Raw genomic sequence first — 21,362 nt, forward strand, 5'->3', positions numbered from 1 at the left:
AAGGTGTCAGGACCAAACACTTTGAGATTGGCTCTATCCTACCGATTAATTCCCAATCTTTCACCCCATTCCAACCCAATTATTCCCCTAACCCCAAAAATTAGCGCACAGGCTAATCTCGACTCCAGACTTTTATGGCACTATTTTTGCTGCTACTGACCAAAGACTGACCATCGGCGGCAAAAGCCAAGGAATAAATATCACCTTGATAGCCTGTAAGCGTATGACGCAAAGCCCCCGTAGAAAGGTTCCAGAGCTTTACGGTGCGATCTAGGCTGCCCGTTGCCAAGGTATTGCCATCGGGACTGAAAGTTACCGCCGTCACCGGCTTGGCATGCTCCTGAATGGTTTGATTCAATTTTCCAGACTTCAGATCCCAGAGCTTCACCGTCTTATCCTGGCTGGCGCTAGCTAACTGCTGACTAGAAGGTCCAAAGGCAATGGAAATCACCCGACCCGTATGTCCTTGGAAGGTCCGCATAAGCTTGCCCGTCTTCAAATCCCAGAGCTTCACCGTCTTATCGCTGCTAGCACTGGCTATCATCTGGCCATTGGCACTAATGGTCACAGACCGGACTTGTCCCGAATGCCCCTTGAGGGTGCGGACTAACTTGCCCGTTTTGATATTCCAAACTTTCAAGGTCTGATCTTCACTGCCACTGACCAGTAGAGTACCGTCGGGACTGATGGCTACAGACCATACGGTCTTCGGGTGAGCCGCAAAGGTTCTCAGGAGCTTCCCGGTGGGTACATCCCACAATTTAATCGTGCAATCACCACTGGCACTAGCCAAAATCTTACCTTTGGGGCCTAGGGCAATCGTCCAAACCTGATCTTTGTGATCCGACAGGGTCCGAATCAGCTGGCCTTTACCTAAGTTCCACAGCTTAATATCGTTTTGGTCACCACTGCCGATCAGGGTCTTACCATCCGGACTGAGGGCAACGGACCAAATCGCCTGTTTCGGGGCATTTGACAAGGTTTTTAATTGAGCATTCTTCCAATTGATACCCGCTTGGCATTGGGAAAAGAGTTTCTGGGCAGAGGGATAAAGTCGAGAATCTTTGGGAATATTTTGGGTCTGGGCAATGCAGTTGTCATAGCGTTTCTGTTGGGCTAGGGACTGCCAAAATTCCATCTGCTGGGCTTCTTTCTGACGCTGTTGCCCCTCTTGTTGTTGACGCAGAATAGACATGAGTAACAGCAGTGCGATCGCACCAGCCCCCGCAAACCACCATACCCGTTTGGGTACTGTTTGCAATTGACGCCAAGAGAGGGAAGACAGATTCCCTCGCAATCGAGCGTTTCGTACATACTGACTCACAGTCGTGGACAGGTTTTGCCCCATGGAACTGAGGTGCTGAGCAGAAGTCTGCAGGGTCTGTTGTCCCACCCCCAGAGCTTGGTGTAACGGCTGAATCACCGTTTGATTCGACCAGGTGGAACTGGGCGCTACTCGTCTAGGCACTTCCGGGGCTTGTCCAGGAAATTGAATCACCTGAACCTGGCGAATAATTGCGGATTCAACCGGAATCGTATCCGCATCCGTTAAGCCCAAAGTCGCTTGAAACTGTCGAAACTGATCCTGCAAATAATCACTAACCGGGTATTCTTGTCGCACGGCCTCCACAAAAGCCATGGCATATTCTTGCAGTTTCGTTTGATACGCCTTTCCAGGTTTACTCACCTCCGCTTCAATCGTCTTGGCCATCTCTAAATCAAGATCAAGGCTGGACTGAAGATTATCCAAAATCACCCGATTGACCGGCGATATTTCACCGCGGCCCGCATAGAATTCGAACTGGCGGCGATAGGCAAATTGGGGCTGATCGATGGGAGCTTGGGCCAAGGCTAAATTTTGCACCGCCTTGACATTGTAAATTTGAGGTTCAATCGCCGGAATCTCTTGTTTGACCTTGCGCTTCGCATAGGCATACCATTCTTCCACCGAAATACTGCCATCACAATTTTGATCCGCAGCCCCCGTTCTGAGCCCTTCCACTAAATAAAACGTGTAGAGAGATAGATCAGCCCCCTTATGGACAAACGCATGGCGGGCTTGGGTCGCTGATGTCATGATCGTCCGCCCCAATCCTCCTAAATATTGAGGGAGGTTTACCCCCCCTAGATGGGGATTTGAGGCAGAGGTAGAGGGTTGCCGATAGCAGCAATCCAACAGAACAACCTGTCGTTCTGCTTTACTGTCATTCAGAATATCTTGCAGCAGATCAGCCGAAACCAGGGTTGAACGCACCACTTTATCTTTCGAGTTGGTGCGACTCATACTGGTGGTTAAACCAAACCGGCCATGATCATCTAGTACCACCCCATGTCCCGAAAAATAGATGACGAGTAAATCATCAACATCCCGATCTTGGCAAAAACTTTCTAGGGATTCTGCCAAAATTTGGGGATTGGGGTTGAGTAGGGTTTGGACCTCATCAAAGGCCGCTATTTTGGGATTTTCCAGGACTTGCTTCATAACAGCAATATCCTGCTGTACCCCTGGCAAGGGTTCAAATCCATGTTCACAATGACTGACCCCAATCAACAGGGCATTCTTAGTCGTGGGCACCCGAGCCATCGAGTCTAAGGTAATTCTCGGAGACTCTAGCAAGCGTTCAAGAGAACTCAGTAGGGGCTGATTGTCCACTTCTGGTGAGAGGGGGACAGCTGTTGTTTCTGGAGATATTTCTGGGTCATTCCCTTTGCCATTCGCCAACTCTGACTCACCAGGAATTGCCACTGAGAAACTCAGAAGCTTACCTTTATTGAGCAACAACCGACATCGAGCCCGAGAACCCGAAGGAATCGTCACCCCCGGTAATGTCGGTGGTAAATCTTCTATTTGATCAATGACTACCTTTTGCAGATCTGGAGAAACACTATGCCGTTCTATCAACGTGACGGGGCCCCGTTCTAAGCAGGCATAGATTTTATCCAAGAGGGGATTATCCAGAGGCCCCGCTAAACAATAGGCAATAAAGTAGGGGATGTGACTTCGGCCTAAGTCATCATCCCCTTGGTTATACATCCAGCCAAATAAAGTGAGCTCAGAAGAGATTTGGGCAAGGTATGCTGCTCGATACCCCGGCTGAGGCGGCGCATAAGAATTCCAATACTTATAAACCACCTGAGTTAAAAAAACCTGTTTCACTTCCTCCGGGACATCAGCACTACTGAGAGTCTGAAAGCCCTGATCAGGGAAGCTAGTGTAAACCAGTTGACCAAGATCTAGCGTTAGCATCAGAGGGTCTTCCTAAAGTGAGGTTACGGGTTAGGTTTGGACTGGGCCTTATCAGCCATCTTCCGGATTTCCTTCTTTAACGAATCCGTTGGCGCAGCAACCTCAGCCTTAGAAAATAGGGTTTTAGCAGCTGCATTATCCCCCTGTTCAACGCGCAATGTAGCTTTGCTGGTGAGAGCTAGAATGCTGTTTGGATCTATCTTCAGGATTTTGTCGTAGACCGTTTCTTCCTTCTGCTTGTTCCCATTCAGGGCGTATAGCCCCGCTAGTTCAAATAGAAAATCAGCCTTCTCCGGCTGTTGGTCCACCAACTTTTCCATAAGGGGTAGAGCCTTATCAAATTCTGTCAAATCCGAATAGAGCCGAGAGAGCTGCAGCAATGCTTCTGGATCAGTCGGGGACTGCTCCAAAATCTCCTGGTATTGTTGAACCTTTTCATTAGGAGTCAAGTTCGCTTGTTCAGTAGGGGAATTGCCGAGCAAGCCCGTTCCAAATCCAACCGCTACCGCCACGCCAACGGCGAGAAGGCCAGCGATGGCTGCCACTCCCCAAAGCTGTTTATTAGAGGTAGCTCTCCCCCCTCCTCTGGGACGAGAGAGAGATAAAGGCTGGGCACTATTGTCTAATAAACGGTTAAATCCACTAGCCAAAGACTGAGGTCGGCCTTTGCGATGAATTTTACTTAACTCTGTCGCCAACCAGAGCAATGGCGCAGAGGCTCCTTTTGCCTGCAATACCGACATTTTTCCATTTTTAACGATGGGAATCGTAGAGTAAAATCTGCGATATTGAATTTGATTGGCATCCAAACGGGCCATTAAGGGTCGAATATTTTCTTCTATTTTTAGTAATTTCTGGGGATTTTCTGCCAAAAGATCACATTTGGTCAGCACAATAGCAAAGACATAGGTCAAACCACTTTGCCGAGCGAGAGAAGCGATGGTTTCGACCTGTTTAACAATGCCTTGAAGCGTCTGGCTGTAAGCAGAATTATTAAACAGCGTATAGGTATCAATAAAGACACAACAACCATGGGAGTCCATCACCATTTTCTGAAAATTGGGGTTGTCGTTATTGCAAATTTCTCCAGGGATATCCCACCAGCGAAACTGACAGAGATCCTTCTCACCAAAAAGGTTTTGAGTTTTCGCGGAAAACTCAAAATTAGTCATTTTCATGGTTGCTGGCGGGTATTGACCCGTTTGGGCAATATATTCCAGCAATGTGTTCAAATTATGTTGAACCTGGGTATCCTGACAGTCAAACCAGGTAGATGATTTTCGCGACCCACTATTAGCTTTTTGTTCGGCATAGCTACCCACTAAAAAGACGGTTTTACCTACACCCCGATGACCAATGCTGAGTAAGTTAAACGTCTGCGTTTTTGTTTTTGACGGAGCATTCATAAGTTAGTACTAGCGAAAAAGTGGGGGCAAGTAAAAATATCAATATCAAGATTTAGGTTATTGCCTCTAATTTACATAGAGCAATATCTATTAGGGAAGCTTTGTTAATCATTGTTGCATAGGCTTGATACCCAAAAGCTCAGGATTGTCTCTAGTCCACCTCTCACAACTTATTGACAGTATCATCTTGCTAGTCACGTCCCTGGCCACCTTGGCAACCTAGCGGAGTCAAGGAATAGGTAATGGACAGATTTAGAGGATTAATTGTTGCATTGCGATCGCAAACCTCTCCCCAAATCCACAGGTACACTCTCTATTCAGAAGACCAACGAGCGTTCTCATCTAACCACGCATCCAAGGGTTGAGGCATTATCGCCTCTGTCTCTTGAGTCCTGCGAAATAACATTGTGAAAGCACCCGCCCCCAGACCAGACTGGGGCCATATCCGGTAACAAGGCATATCCGTTAAGTGAGACTGAAAGGCCAACAAAGCGTCAACTGGTTGAGGTGCAAAGTGCGGGAAGCGGCGAGTAAACCAACGACAGACCCGCTCGTTCTCTGCTTCAGAAAAAGCACAGGTCATATAGGCTAAATATCCTCCTGGAACAACTAAACGAGAGGCATTAGCTAGGATTCGTCTTTGTCGTTTCGCATTGTGTTTGATAGAAACGGGATGAAAACAACCTGGTGCAGACTCTCCTTTCGCCAGTAAAGATTGCCCCGTACAAGGGGCATCGACTAACACCACATCAGCACTGGCAGGGATAGCATCTGCCAAAACGGATGGATCCGCACTCAACACCCGCACAGGATTGATTTGACATCGTTTCAAATTACTAATGAGCAGCCCCACGCGCTTACCAATCACTTCGTTACTAATGAGTAAGTGGGGCTGCAGCAATCGCCAAGCTAAAAGACTTTTGCCTCCTGGGGCTGCACACAAATCGAGGACGACGTTGGGTTGTTCCTTAATGGCAGTGAGGGACGTTGCAGCAAAGGCAGAGGAAAAATCTAGGCAATAATAGGCTCCCTGGTTGTGTAGATCATGCTTGCCTGGACGCTCCCCAATCACCAGTCGATCTACAAATGGGAGCTGCCAGGGGAGGGCATCAACTCGCTGAAACGAGTCTTCATCCAGTCGCTCTGTGGCCCAGGCAATACAAGGACCATAAGGTTTAGGGTCCGTCAAAGCTTGAATAAAGGCTTGTTGTTGCTGAGGGTCTGACCATAGCTTCAGACTTAATTTTGTCAACAACTTAGACACGGCAAACCTTTGAAGATAAGGGCAAGGGTCTTGCAAGTCCCCTGTAAACTGCTCCTTAGTATAAGACTACAGTTTATGATTTGTGTGACTAAGATTTACTATTCTCGTGTCGGGTCAATAACGGGTTTTATCAACACCATCACTAGGGCCATTTGAAATGTCTGGAGTAACAGAAAAGCAACTTCCTACCCTGGATCAGGAATGTATTCAAGCAGCCCATGCTGCATTGATGGGATCTGCCCCCAAAATCCCTACCCAGTCATTACTAGAGTCGCTGTTGCAACGGGAGAAAATAGCTCAGCCCAAGTCCGATCATACATTCGAACAATTTGCGGGCACCTGGCGACTCTGTTTTGTTACCGGGAAGAAACCCCATCAACATCAGAATCAAAGGGTTGGCAACGGATTCTACATCCCCCGCTGGGTCAAGATGACAATCGTCTATTCCCCCGGCAACCCAACTAATTACGGGCCACAAACGTCAGACACCGTCGGTCAAATTGCTAACCAGGTGAAATGGGCAGGCCTGAGCTTGTCCTTGACTGGCCCTGCTCGTTGTTGGGCTAAAAAAAATATTATGGCCTTTGACTTTACGAGAATGGAATTTAAAGCTTTTGGTCGAACGATCTATCAAGGTTTTATTCGCGGCGGCCAGGAAAGCGAACAGACTTTTTGGGATGGCCATGTCCGTACCCAAGCCTTTTTTGTTTATTTTCTCATCCATGAAAAGGTTCTGGCCGCTCGGGGCCGGGGCGGAGGGATTGCATTATGGGCAAAAACTAAGCCCTAGGACCTCTATTTCACTCCCTATTACCGAAAGAGTGGGCAAATTAGCATCGACAAAGTTAGATAGTTAGCATAGTCTAGTTAGAGTTATAAGCGCTCGTAGCTCAGCGGATAGAGCAGTTGCCTTCTAAGCAATTGGTCGCAGGTTCAAGTCCTGCCGAGCGCGTTTTTTATCCCAAAGTAATGGGTTCGCCCATTTCCCAACCCTTTGGATTCTCTAATCCTTGCAAATGCATTACAGTGTTCATGATCCGCTGAAGAATCAGCGATTTGATGAGTACAGGATGACAGATGGCAAAATACGACGTTTACGGTCTCGGCAACGCCCTCGTAGATATTGAATGCGAAGTTTCTGTAGAGGTATTGCAGAACCTTGGGGTCGATAAGGGCGTGATGACCCTATTAGAAGAAGCTGATCAACAGCGAATTATTGACCATCTCAGCAACTATTCTCTGAAGCGAGGATGTGGTGGATCGGCGGCCAACACCCTGATTGCCGTTAGCCAGTTTGGCGGTAAATCTTGCTACTCTTGCAAGGTTGCCAATGACGAACCCGGTCAGTTTTATCTAGATGATTTAATCCGTTGTGGCGTGGCTACCAACCTGCAGCAGCATCAGCCAGAGGCTGGCGTCACCGGCAAGTGCTTGGTGTTCGTTACCCCGGATGCGGATCGGACCATGAATACCTTTTTGGGGATCTCAGGACGCTTTTCTGAAGCTGAACTGTTGCCGGATGCGATCGCAAACTCCGCCTACACCTATATCGAAGGCTATCTGGTCACCTCACCCGACGCAAAAGCGGCCGCGATTAAGGCGAGAGATATGGCTAAAGCGGCAGGTCAAAAAGTGTCCCTGACCCTCTCTGACTTCAACATGGTCAGCTTTTTCAAAGACGGTCTTTTGGAGATGATTGGCTCCGGCTTAGATTTAATCTTTGCCAACGAAAGCGAAGCCCTCAAAATGGCCGAGACGGAAGATATGTCTGCAGCCATTGAACATATGAAGACCCTGGCAACTTGTTTTGCCATCACTCGGGGGCCTCAAGGCTCATTGATTTACGATGGCCAGCAGGTCTTAGAGATTGCACCGACACCGGTACAAGCTATCGATACCGTCGGAGCAGGAGATATGTATGCCGGAGCCGTTCTCTATGGCATTACCAATGGCATGAGCTACACCGAAGCTGGACAGCTCGGATCAGTCGCTGCAGCCAAACTCGTTGCGAGTCTTGGTCCCCGGATGCCAACGGATGTGACTCGTAGTCTCTTAACTGCAGTAAAAACGGATTCCAAAGGTTAGACAAGCAATAGAACCGACCCCATACACCAGCAAAGTCAAAAAGAAACCTATGGCCCTCCCTGGGGAGGGACCATAGATAACAATCACACCATAGGCATGGGCCATTCGGCCCACACTGTAGGTCATCCCCAATCCCCAAATAAGAGGGGATGGAGCCTGCATAAGTTCTAATACCAATTTGAGCCTAAAAGCGTAATCATAAAATTCGTAAAACCCTTTGTTGGCAAAGTTTCATAGCAAATCAAAATTACACTTTTTGATGCTTATTGGTATAAAGCAATCAGAAATAGCAACGCCAGCGGCGTATATTCAACGAAGTTGCCAAACGCTCGCACCTTTCGTTGTAAACGTCCCTGGTCAGGTTTGGGAGTCAAAAACCATCCCTTCAAGATTTTCTCAACCCAAGCTGCCCATAGATTTGGATCATCCAGGTAGTCACGCTGATAGACGATATCTTCTGGACTCATACCATGCCAAAGTCTAGCTTCAGCTCGCTCCCAAACAACCATTAGGGATAAGACCACTGCTAGCAAGCCGTTGAGACTCAAAAAAATGCTGGAAATTGGGAGAAACATAGGATTGAGATAGATTTGAATGGGTCCACCTTATCCAGATCTACACTGACTTTCGAGTCCCCAAATGGGTACAAATATGCGATTAACGCCCTTAATCCATGGCATTGTTTCTGCCAAAACAGAATCTGAGTTGCGATCGCAGTTTATGGATAAAGCCGGGCATTGTGCAAGAGCCCAAGCCTGGGGCTTAGATCTTCTCGATCAGCGCCAACAAATCATGACTTCAGACTTGGTCGGGCTCCCCGTATCTTTTTGCGATCGCTATCAAAGGATTGGTCGAGATCAAGATCTCACCAGCCAAAAAATGATTCGCCAACAAATCCCAGTGCAGATGTGCTCCCTTTCTACTCAAAAGCAGTCCCCCAATAGGATTCAAGATCTTTGCAGGATCTACCAGATAGAACATGGAGTCGTAGCTCCAATTTTGGGCGGAGGACGATTATTGGGTGGCATCTACTTCCTGCGTCACCCAGGCTATCCTTCCTTTCAAGCCCGCGATTTATTGTATATCAGCACTTTTTGCCAGCATTTAGCCGTCCAATTGACGACCCTTCGCTTTATTCATCACACTTCGACGAAACCTTTTGCACTCACCCACCGAGAATCAGAAATTGTCGATCTTGTGGCCCAAGGGTTCACCAATCGGGAGATTAGCCGTTGCTTATTCATCAGTACAGATGGGGTCAAGCAAGCGCTGAAGCGACTATACAAAAAAGTCGGTGTTTCCAATCGAGCTGCCCTAGTTGCCAAGCTGAAATAGAACCTCTCGATTTCAAGCCAACCGATTTACCCTAGTCAAAGGTGGCAAATATTATGCGAAAAAGGAATATATTTCAAGAAATAGTGAGCATTTTGGCTATCAGACCTTATATAATTGACAAATTTGGATTTCACAGTAAATTTTAGAATCAATTGGTCAATACTTCTAAATACTACGTTTAAATCATTGGTGACGGGGGGTCAACAGAATGAAGCGTTTGTTGGAGTGGGGAAGCATCCCCTTGCTGGCACTTACTATCGGTAGCTGGCAAGCACCAGCCCAAGCACTAGACTCAGTACAATTTTTACTCAATGAGGGATTTTGCCAAGCCTGTACCCTCAGTAACTCCGATCTATCTGGATTGGATCTGTCGGATGTCAAGCTGAATCACGCCATTCTTATCAATGCCAATCTATCCGGCACTAATCTATCAGGTGCTGATCTCTCAGGTGCCAACTTATCCGGCGCTAACCTAAGTGGTGCCGACCTCACAAATGCCAATCTAACGAATGCCAACTTAGATCAAGTTAATTTAACGGGTGCTCGCCTCAACAACACCAACTTAGCGGGAGCAAATGTACAAATTACCGCAAACGCTCAAGCACCTGCTGAAGCACAATCCTCTTTGGCCAGTCAATACAATCCGCCAGCAGAGTCCACCGACATTAGCCCTATTTCTCCCATCGCCCAAGCCCCGCCTCCAACCTATGGGCGTGTATTAAATCCACCTAAATCCGGCTATCAACCACCGACTGAAGTCGCAACTCGTTCCCCATCATTACCCACTCCATCCGCAACACCGATTCCCACAGAACTACCCGCAGTGGCAGATAACAGCATTGGAGGAGCGGATGATCCGAGCCAAGCAGCAACCCTCACCACAGATGGTATTGGCATTATTGATGGAGGAACTGTGCCCAAAGGCAGAGTCCTAGTGAGTCTTAATGGTGGACCCCAAGGTATTCAAAGCACGGTAAGGTATGGCATTTTGGGAGATCTCGAAGCGATAGGCTATCTAGACTACTCCTTCGGTGTGGTTGACGAGTCCGAGCAGGGTTTTGGTCTAAAGTACCGATTCCTAGACCAAGCAAAAGGCAAGCCCTTAACCATTAGCGCAGCCGTAAACGTGGGTCTCACCGGTGAAACCTTTATCAACTATGCCACCAATAACCGAAACGAGTTCCGGCAACGGGGCCTGGATAAAGCAGTTCCCACGATCTTCCAAGGAACAGATAACAATGCCGGCAATAATCTGATCTATAGCGTCTCGTTGCCCGTTCATTATCAAGCAAGTGACCGCTTAAATTTATGGGTGACCCCTACTTTTAGTTACGTCCAGGATAGAGACATTGCGGTCGGCGGCTTTAATTTTGGCGGTTCCTACGAAGTCGTTGACAATCTAAAGTTCATTGCCGAAGTCGGGGCTAGTTTTGCCGGCCGAGGCAACGCCTTCCTCAATAACACCTTGGGGGATGCTATTCCTTGGAACGTCGGGTTCCGGTATGATTCCTCAACCCTGTTTGGATTTACACCCGGCAGCAAACAACTCATTTTTGATTTGTACGCCACCAACAGAGTAGGTACATCACCCTGGAACCAGCTTAGGGTCCGTGACCAAGACGAACCGACCGTTGGCGTGGGTGTACACCTATTGTGGTAGTCGATGCCAACCTCGCCTTCTCGATGCTAAAACCCTAACGACCTTTTTTTTCTGGGTGGTTTCGAGGGGGGATAGACCGACCTTTGTAAAATCTTTTTTCCAACTGTCCTAAACTCAACCACGCAACAGCCGAAGAGAAAATCAGCGCTGTCACTGCAATGGATAGCTTAATCGAGAATATACCAAAGCCAAAGACAAGAAGTGGGGTAAGGGTCCAAGCAATGAGGGCTAGCCCCACCATCGCCTTCCGCAGTCGTTTGACATTTTTCAAGGCTTGAGAACAGCTGGCACAGTTAACCGTATGGGAATAGTACCGATCGAGCAGCTGATCGCGAGTCTGCTCCGGTGGCAGACTTTGGCCTGGGAAAGGATTGGCATGGAATCGTTCTTGCCATTGATGCAAAGCCAGCACAAACCGATCCGCTCGCGTTGGCAGATAAAAGGCTTGAGCAATCGACTTACTGTCTCTAGTACGCTCTAAATATCGCTCTTGAAAGTGCAAAAAGATTTGGTCATCTTCTAAGATGGCATTCTGCCCCAGATGAGAAAACCAAGTCGGGGTATGACTAATCATCCAAGCAGGCACCTTAGATGAGAATTGAAACGGGAATCGAGCAAAAATACGACACTCACCTTTACGCACTGGTGTGGCATAAACAACTGTCAACGTGCGACCAAACTGACTAGACGTCAAGTCATGCCACATCAAACCAGGAGCCACAAACGTTGTAGTTTGAGTTCCCAATTTTCCTTGGCGAGGACCTTCTTCCCACACTCCTGAAAATCCTTGTTTCCCTGATTCCATGACTTCCAGCTCAACCGGCCCCGCATTGCTGCGGTTTCCGACTGAGCGGTGGTGAGTGTAGGGCAAGTGGCTAGGATCTAAAACATTTTCGAGCAGCGTGAGGACATCGTAGGGCAGATCGCGAAATCCATTGAGAATAATCCAGTCTTCAGGGGACTCGTCAAGTGCATCCACAATGGGGACAGGCGTTGAAGCAGCTCGTTCTGGCTGCCCAGCGTAGGTGAATAACAAACCTTGTTGAATACTAATCGGAAAAGAGTCCACACAGGCTCTGGGAGAACTTTCTGCAGAGCGTCCACTTACCTGTTGAGGTATCCGTTCACAATCACCCGTACCCGAAAAAGCCCAGCCGTGATAGGGACATTCAATCAACCCATCTTCATCGATCCGGCCTTCAGACAATCGAGCCAATCGGTGTGGGCATTGATCTGCAAAAACGCGCCAAGTATCGGCATTATGATCCCACCAAATCACCAAATCTCGTTCTAACAAGGTGAAGGTAGTGAGTTTGTCCTTATCTAGGTCACTAACGTAGGCAATGGGATACCAAACTTCTTGCCAATCAAAGCGGTTGGGATCATCGCCACCCGCAGGCAATGTTTGACCCTTGCTAGCAATGTCAGCAGTCGTCAATGGTGTATCTGACAAATGTGGAGGGGTTTGCTCAACATCAACCAAAGTCAGAGAAGATTTCATGGGATTAATGGGGGTAGGAGTCTGAAAAAAAAGTGAGGATTGTCAAATCAGGTACTCAATGTGCCCGACTAGTCATAACGCAACTCACTCTTGAGTGCATAACTGCAATGTAACAAAATTTCAAGCATTTATGTTTTTTTATTTCAATTCATGCCATAACTATTGCCCATAAAAGCATATTGTGCTTATAAGCTTGCAGTATACATAGCACCTTATCTTCACATCGTTCCCTAAAGTTGTTAGGGCTAAACTTTTATGCCAAAAACTTCATCCAAATCTGCCTAGGATAAGTCACCTCTTCAACCTACAGTGCGTCCACACCATCTAGTTCAGCATTTCTAGGTCCAAGGTTAAACAAAGCAAATGGCGGTCTTCTGTTTCAGAAGACCGCCATTTGCTAAGGTATTTAAAAGTTATTTTTAGAGCCTTTATTCAGCTGGCTCCAATAATTTATGTTTATATATTGACAAATATTTCCTTATTTCTCGATTTCTATAATATTTATTTTATATTCTTACTTTCCATAACTTTTTCGTAATCATCCTTAAAAAATGGATGTTTAATCCAATATCCGTTTCAAATTTTGGTAGATCCACAGTTCAATTTTGCGCAGTGTACTTCCGTGCCCTACTGGCTCTACCAAAATTGTAAAAACACCCAGACGATTTCCAGCAAGAACATCGGTAAATAGCCGGTCCCCAACCATTGCCACGTTCTCATAGGGTAAATCCATTGCGGTCACTGCCTGACGCAATTTTCGACGAGATGGTTTACCAGCCCCATAGATATAGGGCAAGTCAAGCCCCACTGCAATTCTTTCAATGCGCGAACGTTTCAAGTTGTTGCTGACCAACCAAATGGGAACCTCTGCTTTTATTTCAGCTAACCATGTCAATATTTCAGGAGATACATCGGCAGCTCTAGAAGACACAACGGTATCATCAACATCCAATACCAACCCTTTAAGCTGATGTTGGTCCAATAGAGAAGGAGTCAATTGGAGAATAGAATCTTGAAGCAGTAGATCTGGTTGTAAAAGAGAAATCCAGGAAGAAGCTGGAGACATCGGGCTATATCAGTAAGACGAACTAAAGATTAGTGGAGTTTTGCTTGGCATCTTGTTGATCACGGATTCTGGCTTGGGCTCGTAAGTGCTCTGTCAAAGTCCGGCTAAACACATGGGTCCCATCATACCGAGCAACAAAATAGAGAAACTCTGTTTCTTCTGGAGAAACAGTGGCTTTAAGACTGGCAAGTCCCGGACTCGCAATAGGCGTTGGGGTTAATCCAGCATTGATGTATGTGTTGTAAGGAGAGGGGGTTTCGACTTGAGCATAAGTGAGGGGTTGATCAGGGGTTTGAGTAATACCTAAACCATACTCAACCGTCGGATCAGAACCCAGGGTGATATTGTCTCGCAATCGATTCCAAAAAACGCCAGCAATTCGAGCTCTCTCTTCAGCAACCACTGACTCCTTTTCCACAATACTGGCCAAAGTGACCCAATCCTCTAAGCTTAAATCGGTATAGCCAGTGCGGTTCTGATAGACCGGTAAGGCAGACCCTTCGAAATGATTCAACATCACACCAATGACGGCATCAGGGGTGCGTTGATCAATTGAGATTTGGTAGGTATCGGGAAAGAGATATCCCTCCAGAAAGGGAATGTCTTCCGGTAACCAAGGGTAGCGTTCGCGCGGGATATTGTTGGTTGCATCTAAAAACTCTTGAGCCGAAAACCAGCCTAACTCTTCAAAATAGTTAGCCATCTGCTTTTGGGACCAGCCTTCTGGCACCGTAAAGCTAATCTGCTGGACCTTTCCAGACCAAATCGTTTGGGCAATATCTGCCATAGAAGCTTGGGGGGAAAGCTGGTAGGTTCCCGCATGGAATCCACCGGAAGATTCCCACACCCCTTGCCACCGAGTCCAGACCTTCCAGGCGGTAATAGAGCGAATGAGCCCTGCCTCTTCTAAAATCTGACCAATTTCGTTAGCAGATGCACCTTCTGGAATTTGGACCTGAAGTATATCCTCAGGGGTTTGGGTACTGATCTCAACTGGTGCGATCGCAGATTGCCACCAATACCAGCCTCCCCCTCCAACTCCACCTGCTATAGCAACAAGAGCAACGACCGAGGTTATAGCCAATTTGCGGAAAGGAAATGATTTCTTTTTGTTCACAGTCAAAAACAGACGTCGTCTATCAAGTCAGCAGTTAGTCTAAATCGTCCATTAGACGTTCCTCCAACAGAGGTTGAAGCTTAGGTTGTAAAGCTTGAAACTCTTTGGGAGAAAGCAGCTCCGGCTGCATGTTCTCACGCAGTCTAACAACAAACAGCACTGGATCGATAGGAGTATAGATCGAATACTCTTGTTCCTTCTCAAAAAAAGTCGCTAATAGCTGATACTCTTCTTGCTCAGAAACCTCATCTCCCTCTTCCATTTCCAATACTAGAATTTCTTCTTCATCAATATCAGGCAGATCACCTTCTACAGTTAAAGACAGAGCACTTCGCTTTAATTTTAAATTCTGTTCTGCCAACACAGCTTGGGCAGTGGGGAATATGTTAGCAAGCTCTTGCTCTTCTACAGGCTGAATAATCTCATCATCTTCATCGCTAACGACCCAACCAAAAATATCTACTGGGTAATCGACGGGGTTTAAAAGAGCATATTCTTCCTGATCAATTGGAACAGACACCTCGACATAGCAGGTCAAGGAACGTCCTGATTCATCCATCAACGTTACCGTGGAACGGTCCATTTCCATGGGTATTTTACCTCTACTCCCCAGATTACTGGCCCACCATCGGGACCCATAGGCTTCAGTTTAGGGGGTAATGGACTTAATGGGCGAGAAAATTAAACGAAAAAACGAAATAATGGAACCTAGGCTAGGTCGAAGATATCCATGGTTTTTGATCCAGCCAGCGTTGCAGAATCAAAGCGGCTGCCTTACGGTCAATCATGCCCCTTTGCTCTGCTGGATTGATACGCTGTTCTCGCATCATGGACTCAGCCTCATGGGACGTTAAACGCTCATCTATAAAATCCAAAGGCAAATCGAGGGCTTTAGCTATCCGCTTAGCTAATTTCTGTGTTCTTTGGGCTTGAGTCCCTACGTCACCATTCATCGTATAAGGCAAACCAACCACCAATGTTTTGACCTGGCGTTCTGTCACAATTTGCCGCAGCAATTCAATATCCTTGGCAAAAGAAGTGCGTCGAATCGTGGTTAATCCAGTGGCAATTAAACCCGTACCATCGCAACCGGCAACGCCAATCCGGCGATGCCCTAGATCTAGCCCTAATGCGGATATTCGCTGCATACAGCTTAAAATTCTGACGGCCAGGCGCGATGGTTTCGCTTGGAGGAGGACTGACTTTTCTGACTCTTTTTAGCCCCTGGGCGAAGATGCTTCTTTACAGAAGGCGTCCGAGTCAACCAATAGGTCATGCGTCCAGGAACTGGATTATGGTTAGGCTGCAATCCTTGCAACATATCTGAAAGCTGCAGGGTTTCAAAAGAAATAGAGCGAGATTCTCGTAATTTATGCCAAACCGAACGAGACATCATCAATGTTTGCTCCAAATCTTCAGCCCCAATTTGCTTTAGATATTCTTCGCGCTCGGGTTGATAATCCGTTGAGTCTAAGCACAATGGGGCTGAAGGATAGGCCTGTGTAAGCTGGGCCATATGGGCTAGCAGCTCTGGATATAGCCAAGTATAGGCAGGGTGCACCGTGAGTCGAGCTTCATGGGGGTGGCATGCATTACGGCACAGCTTCATTTCAAAATAGCCAATGGCAGCCTTGCGTTGGGGCTCAAAGACATAGGCTTGCACTAATTCTTTGGTATCTCCCCAAAGCTGAATCCCAGACAACAAAGAGTCCACCAAACTCGATTTGAAGTCTTGAATATGCCGATCAAAGACTTGGCGGACCAGCGGAGGCATGGATGCCGTATCTAGCTGATACAGCAAAGAAGCATCAGCATTATTGACGGGTAAAAGATTGGGCAGTACGGGTTCCCGCTCAGCGAGGCGACTCAACTGCTCTGGCGCTAGGGACCAATAAGTAATGTGCGCTAAGGGCTGAAAACCATTATGACGATATAGGGCTAGGGCTGCCGATTGGCTGACATCAATCTCGGTCAACCAGGTGCGAGCCTCCCATATATTTTCTAGGCAGTAGCGTAATAATTGCGTCCCCACATCTTGCTGACCAACAGCAGGGGTTACACTAACTTGATCAAACCGCCAGGTGCTCCGGGAATGGTTAAAGGGCGAAACCTGAACCACCCCAGCCAACTTATGAGTTTGTTCCCAGACATAGGTTCGTTGTTGATCAGATAGTCGATTGGGAAACAGCCTCAACAACTTCAATAATTCAGACCAGCGCTGGAGCTGCAGTAACTGCCGCTCATGTCCGTAGAAGGTGCCAATGCTGGACTGATCATAATCATCCACCAATAACCGCTTGATCGCTTCAAGATCGCGGTACTGGACGGGACGAATGATGGGTTCTAACTTTGGAGCTACTGTCGTCATACGAGTTGCTAAGCTTGCCGAACTAATAGTCCTGAGAGAGTGTATGGATGTATCAACCGAAACCAGCTTGCTAATTTACTCCTTAGGAGACATAACAAGGTATAAAAATTAGCTCGAAGAAGGAAATTTGAAGTATTTATCTCACTCTATGGTATCGGATCTCTCTCCAAAACGGGGATAGAGACAACAAATTGTCAGACTTTTGTCAAGGGAAAATCTCTGAGCAAAAAGTAATTCCCTAAGACTGATTGGGACGAATCAAGACAACCGGAGTTTGTTCATCCGCATTACCCGCAGGATTACTCCTCAGTGCCTCTTCAATCAGAGATAAGGGAGCCCCTTTGGTTGCTGACAGGATTTTCACCCGCTTCAGGTCATTTACATCAACAATGGCTGCAGCTAACCCTGTTTCTGCTTGGATTTGGTTGACCACTTTCTGAGGATCGTCTGGACCTAAAACAATGAATTGATCAAAGGGCGGGAGGGTCCCAGTCACATCATCAATCAGTCGGGCTTGTTCCCCTGCCAGGCGATAAAAGACCCCTGCTTGACCAAATACCTTTGCGATCGCACCCACAAAAAACGCTAAAAAGACTCGCACTGGCCCTTCAATATTGACCAGAGTTTGCAAGCCACAGGCGGTCGCTAAACTGGAAGTCGGTAAGAAGAAGTAAGCCAATCGTGTCGCCACCCATCCAGGCTTAATGGTGCTGGGATGGAAGATACGGCCTTGCATAATCGCTACGGGAGTCTCGCCAATGGTGACGATATCACCGGGCTGGGCATGGGGACTGACATAGCGACGGACAATATCGGGACAGGTATCCAGTTGAGTTAACAAGTGAGTGGGGACCGGTAAGACTTGACCATCCGCAACAGAACGCCACTGCAATGGTTCCTGGGGGTCAGGAAAGCGAAGGGGAACCACTTCATGGTGGGTATTATGGATACGGCCTCTGGGACCATAGGAAATATAGTTGACTCGCACCCAAACTGCTTTGAGTTGAGTTAAGTCAGGACCCATAATATCCAGGGTGATTTCTGCAGAGGTCTCGTATCGAGATTTGACGATATAAGCAAACCAATAACCATCTTCTCGAGGCTCAGCATCTGGATGCTGCGGTAAAACCTTAATCTTATGGTGAATCTCATCTAGACTGCCCTTCGAAAGCAGGGTCACATCCACTGATAACTCAGGGATCATGACTTCCAGCTTATGGGTGGGATTAAAAAAGGTTTGCTTTCCGACTAATCGATAATGCTGGGGCTCACGACTTTCAAACTGCCAATTTCCTGGTAAGGCTTGTAAGGCATTCCCCTGGCGACGACGATGAGTCCACTCTAAGCCCCCCCATGCGATGAGAAGGACTGCAACAATACCAATTCCAATGCTTTCGATGATCATTCCGTGTTTTGAATCCTTACCTTGAGACTCCTGCAAGACCTGGCTATAGACTTAATTACTTTATTTTCACGAGGAAAAAAGTATCAAACCGAGATGATCATGCCATAAGGCTGACAGTTCGGCACTTATTTCAGCCAACTAGAATTTTGCCAGACCTCTTAATTGAGTGAGTGCAACCTTTATATTCGATAGTCCGCACTATTTTTCACTGAAGTTAATACTCGTTATAGTGGATGCTTCGCGGAAATAAATTTACCTTGCAAAAGCCCCGCCACTAATACATAAACACCTATACTCTGAGGTGAAGCAGATATGCTTTCCTGGCAGATCAAACAGCCAAATTCAAATCCATAAAAGAGGTTAATGAGCTGTTGATACAAACATCTGTCTCGTCAAATAAGAATGACACCCAATTCTATCGCTAAGCATCCTTAAATGTAGAAATGGGAGATGGGATTCAGGGATTAATTTCCTGGAGTGCCCCAGTCTCCAAATGCCCTTTATTGATGCAAGGAAGTCTTTAGGCGAAAGATTCTGGGTGTTATTCGCATTTTAAAGATATACGTTTGCTCTTATTCCAATTCTTCACGAATATAACGTCTAAGCCCCAAGTTCTGAACAAAGAACTTGGGGCTTAAGGTTGACCTAAGTTCCTAAGTTAGAACTTGAATGTGGTTCGAATAACTGGAATAAAGATGGGGTCATTCGAAGAGGTGTTGTTTGCATTGAAAACGACAATCAATCCAGGAGAGATCTTGATGTTGTCATTAACCTTGAACTGGTACTGTGCCTCAGCAGTGAAGTTGGAAGAAGTTCCATCATCAATCCCCAATGTACCTCCATCAATAATGTAAGGCTGCTGACCAAACGAGAGTGATCCTCTGCTACCTTCTAGGAGCAAGTCAGGGAAGACGAGGTTAGCGGCCCAGTTGAGCAACGTAATTCGAGAATTTGCAATGTCAGGAGTACGGGCTAAAGTGAGACCACCCCAACCGGCTACATGGAACCCATCTACGACTCTGGCATTAAATGAAAGGCCAAAGTTATCAGTAATAGTTTCCAGTCCATTAAAAGGATCCGAAGTATCACCAAAACCTCCATTTATAGGTGCCAGTGATGTAGTCGGTGCATCTCCAGTATCGGAGGTGATGTCAACATTACCCGCTGTGTACTCGTTACGAGAATATTGGACACCAATACCAATATCATCGGTTGGATTAAAGCCAATCTGGGCAAATACCCCATAGGTGCCATTTTCAAAATCAAATAAACCATTGTTAGCACCATTACCAGCTGTAGTGGCAAACTGGGCATCATCAGCTGCATAGACAACAGAGAGATTGACCTTTTCGCTGACATCATAGACGGCACTTAGGGTCGTTCCTCCTGGCCCCCGCTGTGTTAATGGATTAAAGCGGAAGAAGCGAGATAATGCACCACTACCACTACTCTTCAAGAAGGGGTTAAAGGTTTCGACGTCGTCCTTGTAGTCACCACCCAAAATTGCAACTTTAAGCGTTAAATCTTCGACTGGCTTAAATCGATAGTTCAGCTCGTCTAGGATGACCGTATTTCCAGCAGGATCATTCTCATCAAAACCGAATCTGGCCAAGCTTGTACCTGCAGAACCAAATTCATCCAACTCAGGAATATCAGCTGCTTCTAGACGAACACGAAGCCGATCTGTACCACTGAAACTGGTATCAAAGTTCAGTCGAGTTCGATGACCGAAGAAGAAACGGTCTGCAACATCCACACCACCACTTTGGGTGTTACCTAAATCAGTATCAACACCATTGATGCTGTCTAATGGATCATTATTTCCATCAAATACGAAGGCAGAACCAAATACGACTTCACCCTTCAGTTTGGTAGTGGTGGAAAACTGCTGGGATTCGACGGTGGCCACACGAGCTTCTAAACCATCCACTCGTCCACGTAGGGTCGCAAGTTCAGCAGCAAACTCATCTTGCAATGCTTTGAGAGCGTCTAGATCCTCTTTAGTAGCAAATCTATTGCTGAGGTTATCTAAACAGGCATTGACTAGAGCAGCCGCTTCTCGGCGGGACATGGCTCGACTTGGGCGGAAGGTTCCATTGGGATAACCGGCGACGCAACCATACCGCTCAACTAAGGATTGAATGGCTTGGAAAGCCCAATCATCAGGCTGGACATCAGACAATTGAGAAACAGAAGTGACCTGAGCTAGGTCGTCGTCTTGAGTCTCGTTCATCAGCTCTGAAACTGATGTTGTAGGCACATCAGCATCAGCTAATACTAGGGGCTCAGTCTCTTCTAGAGCATCAGTCTCAATTGTCTCAACTGCAGAAATTTCAGGAACGACTTCTTCCGTGAGTTCTAAAGACTCGGTTGCAATCGCAGTAGTGGGAACTAACAAAGCTAATCCAACTAAAGCAGGGTTAAAAAACCCGAGTTTACGCCAAATAGTCGACATAAAAGAATTCTCCTCACACATAATATTAAGAACCAACAAAATCGCTAATTCTGAGGCAATCTTGGTTACACCTCTAATGATTGCAACCAGGACAACCACCCCATATGATACGTATCTTTTCGAAATCTTGGGAGATTTTATTTTAGATAATTATTATCAATAAACAACTATTCATCAGATATTCCGATATCACATCCCTGAGGGTGGACCAAGATCTTCTCCAGCAATCAATACCATCCGAAAAAAGCCTGACACAACAAAGGTTAGGTTAAGAAACGTAGATCCAGATTGCAGAGTCTAAAATATTTCGACTGGCCTTGAGGGTGAAAGAGTTCACCAGCAAACTTGACCACGGGTTGCTGGTGACAGAACTATGGTGTTCAATCTCAACTAGAACTTAAAGGTAGCCCGCACCAGAAGCACACTCACATCGTTATATCGTTCAGGATTCAA

Annotated in this window: 17 protein-coding genes and 1 tRNA gene; 5 read left to right on the top strand and 13 right to left on the bottom strand. The window is 46.7% G+C overall.

Going from position 1 to position 21,362, the window contains the following annotated elements:
* Positions 1-112: 112 nt before the first annotated feature.
* The 3 genes from I1H34_RS13815 to I1H34_RS13825 form a co-directional block, all read right to left on the bottom strand.
* The gene (locus tag I1H34_RS13815) at positions 113-3,247 is read right to left on the bottom strand and encodes a WD40 domain-containing protein (protein ID WP_212661676.1); all 3,135 of its coding nucleotides are present in this window, start codon (positions 3,245-3,247) and stop codon (positions 113-115) included.
* A 23-nt stretch (positions 3,248-3,270) separates the two neighbouring features.
* Positions 3,271-4,653, bottom strand: coding sequence for a tetratricopeptide repeat protein (locus tag I1H34_RS13820; protein ID WP_212661677.1), 1,383 nt, complete (start codon positions 4,651-4,653; stop codon positions 3,271-3,273).
* A 313-nt stretch (positions 4,654-4,966) separates the two neighbouring features.
* Positions 4,967-5,917 carry an RsmB/NOP family class I SAM-dependent RNA methyltransferase gene (locus I1H34_RS13825; protein WP_212661678.1) on the bottom strand — a complete coding sequence of 317 codons (951 nt, stop codon included), beginning with the start codon at positions 5,915-5,917 and terminating at the stop codon, positions 4,967-4,969.
* Between the two features lie 157 nt (positions 5,918-6,074).
* Between I1H34_RS13825 and I1H34_RS13830 the strand changes: the two genes are divergently transcribed.
* The 3 genes from I1H34_RS13830 (at position 6,075) to I1H34_RS13840 (ending at position 8,002) form a co-directional block, all read left to right on the top strand.
* Positions 6,075-6,707 (top strand): hypothetical protein, encoded by a 633-nt coding sequence (locus I1H34_RS13830; RefSeq protein WP_212661679.1) that lies wholly within the window; start codon positions 6,075-6,077, stop codon positions 6,705-6,707.
* Positions 6,708-6,796: 89 nt separating this feature from the next.
* Positions 6,797-6,869, top strand: a tRNA-Arg gene (locus I1H34_RS13835).
* 125 nt (positions 6,870-6,994) lie between these two features.
* On the top strand, positions 6,995-8,002 hold the full coding sequence (locus I1H34_RS13840) for an adenosine kinase (protein WP_212661680.1): 1,008 nt from the start codon (positions 6,995-6,997) through the stop codon (positions 8,000-8,002).
* Here I1H34_RS13840 and I1H34_RS13845 read toward each other — a convergent pair.
* Complete coding sequence (locus tag I1H34_RS13845; RefSeq protein WP_212661681.1) at positions 7,970-8,164, bottom strand: MAPEG family protein; 195 nt, start codon at positions 8,162-8,164, stop codon at positions 7,970-7,972. The genes I1H34_RS13840 and I1H34_RS13845 overlap by 33 nt on opposite strands.
* 101 nt (positions 8,165-8,265) lie before the next feature.
* The gene (locus tag I1H34_RS13850) at positions 8,266-8,577 is read right to left on the bottom strand and encodes an MAPEG family protein (RefSeq protein WP_249369219.1); all 312 of its coding nucleotides are present in this window, start codon (positions 8,575-8,577) and stop codon (positions 8,266-8,268) included.
* Positions 8,578-8,641: 64 nt separating this feature from the next.
* Between I1H34_RS13850 and I1H34_RS13855 the strand changes: the two genes are divergently transcribed.
* The gene (locus I1H34_RS13855) at positions 8,642-9,337 is read left to right on the top strand and encodes a helix-turn-helix domain-containing protein (RefSeq protein WP_212661682.1); all 696 of its coding nucleotides are present in this window, start codon (positions 8,642-8,644) and stop codon (positions 9,335-9,337) included.
* 208 nt (positions 9,338-9,545) lie between these two features.
* Positions 9,546-10,997 carry a pentapeptide repeat-containing protein gene (locus I1H34_RS13860; RefSeq protein ID WP_212661683.1) on the top strand — a complete coding sequence of 484 codons (1,452 nt, stop codon included), beginning with the start codon at positions 9,546-9,548 and terminating at the stop codon, positions 10,995-10,997.
* Positions 10,998-11,031: 34 nt separating this feature from the next.
* Here I1H34_RS13860 and I1H34_RS13865 read toward each other — a convergent pair whose 3' ends face one another.
* The 8 genes from I1H34_RS13865 to I1H34_RS13900 all read right to left on the bottom strand — a co-directional run bounded on the left by I1H34_RS13865 (position 11,032) and on the right by I1H34_RS13900 (position 20,909).
* A complete protein-coding gene (locus I1H34_RS13865; protein WP_235108644.1) occupies positions 11,032-12,498 on the bottom strand; it encodes an aromatic ring-hydroxylating dioxygenase subunit alpha in 1,467 nt (488 codons plus the stop codon).
* Between the two features lie 559 nt (positions 12,499-13,057).
* Positions 13,058-13,564, bottom strand: coding sequence for a YqeG family HAD IIIA-type phosphatase (locus tag I1H34_RS13870; protein WP_212661684.1), 507 nt, complete (start codon positions 13,562-13,564; stop codon positions 13,058-13,060).
* 22 nt (positions 13,565-13,586) lie between these two features.
* Complete coding sequence (gene mltG / locus I1H34_RS13875) at positions 13,587-14,687, bottom strand: endolytic transglycosylase MltG (RefSeq protein WP_212661685.1); 1,101 nt, start codon at positions 14,685-14,687, stop codon at positions 13,587-13,589.
* A gap of 28 nt (positions 14,688-14,715) precedes the next feature.
* Complete coding sequence (locus I1H34_RS13880; RefSeq protein WP_212661686.1) at positions 14,716-15,270, bottom strand: DUF3727 domain-containing protein; 555 nt, start codon at positions 15,268-15,270, stop codon at positions 14,716-14,718.
* 124 nt (positions 15,271-15,394) lie between these two features.
* Positions 15,395-15,829: a Holliday junction resolvase RuvX gene (gene ruvX / locus I1H34_RS13885; protein ID WP_212661687.1), complete on the bottom strand. Its 435-nt coding sequence runs from the start codon at positions 15,827-15,829 to the stop codon at positions 15,395-15,397.
* 5 nt (positions 15,830-15,834) lie between these two features.
* On the bottom strand, positions 15,835-17,049 hold the full coding sequence (locus I1H34_RS13890; protein ID WP_212661688.1) for a GNAT family N-acetyltransferase: 1,215 nt from the start codon (positions 17,047-17,049) through the stop codon (positions 15,835-15,837).
* A 238-nt stretch (positions 17,050-17,287) separates the two neighbouring features.
* Positions 17,288-18,454, bottom strand: a complete 1,167-nt coding sequence (locus tag I1H34_RS13895) for a F420-0:Gamma-glutamyl ligase (RefSeq protein ID WP_212661689.1) — start codon at positions 18,452-18,454, stop codon at positions 17,288-17,290.
* 658 nt (positions 18,455-19,112) lie between these two features.
* Positions 19,113-20,909 carry an iron uptake porin gene (locus I1H34_RS13900; RefSeq protein ID WP_212661690.1) on the bottom strand — a complete coding sequence of 599 codons (1,797 nt, stop codon included), beginning with the start codon at positions 20,907-20,909 and terminating at the stop codon, positions 19,113-19,115.
* Positions 20,910-21,362: the final 453 nt, after the last annotated feature.

Origin of the sequence: Acaryochloris marina S15 (assembly GCF_018336915.1) — a bacterium.
GTDB lineage: Bacteria > Cyanobacteriota > Cyanobacteriia > Thermosynechococcales > Thermosynechococcaceae > Acaryochloris > Acaryochloris marina_A.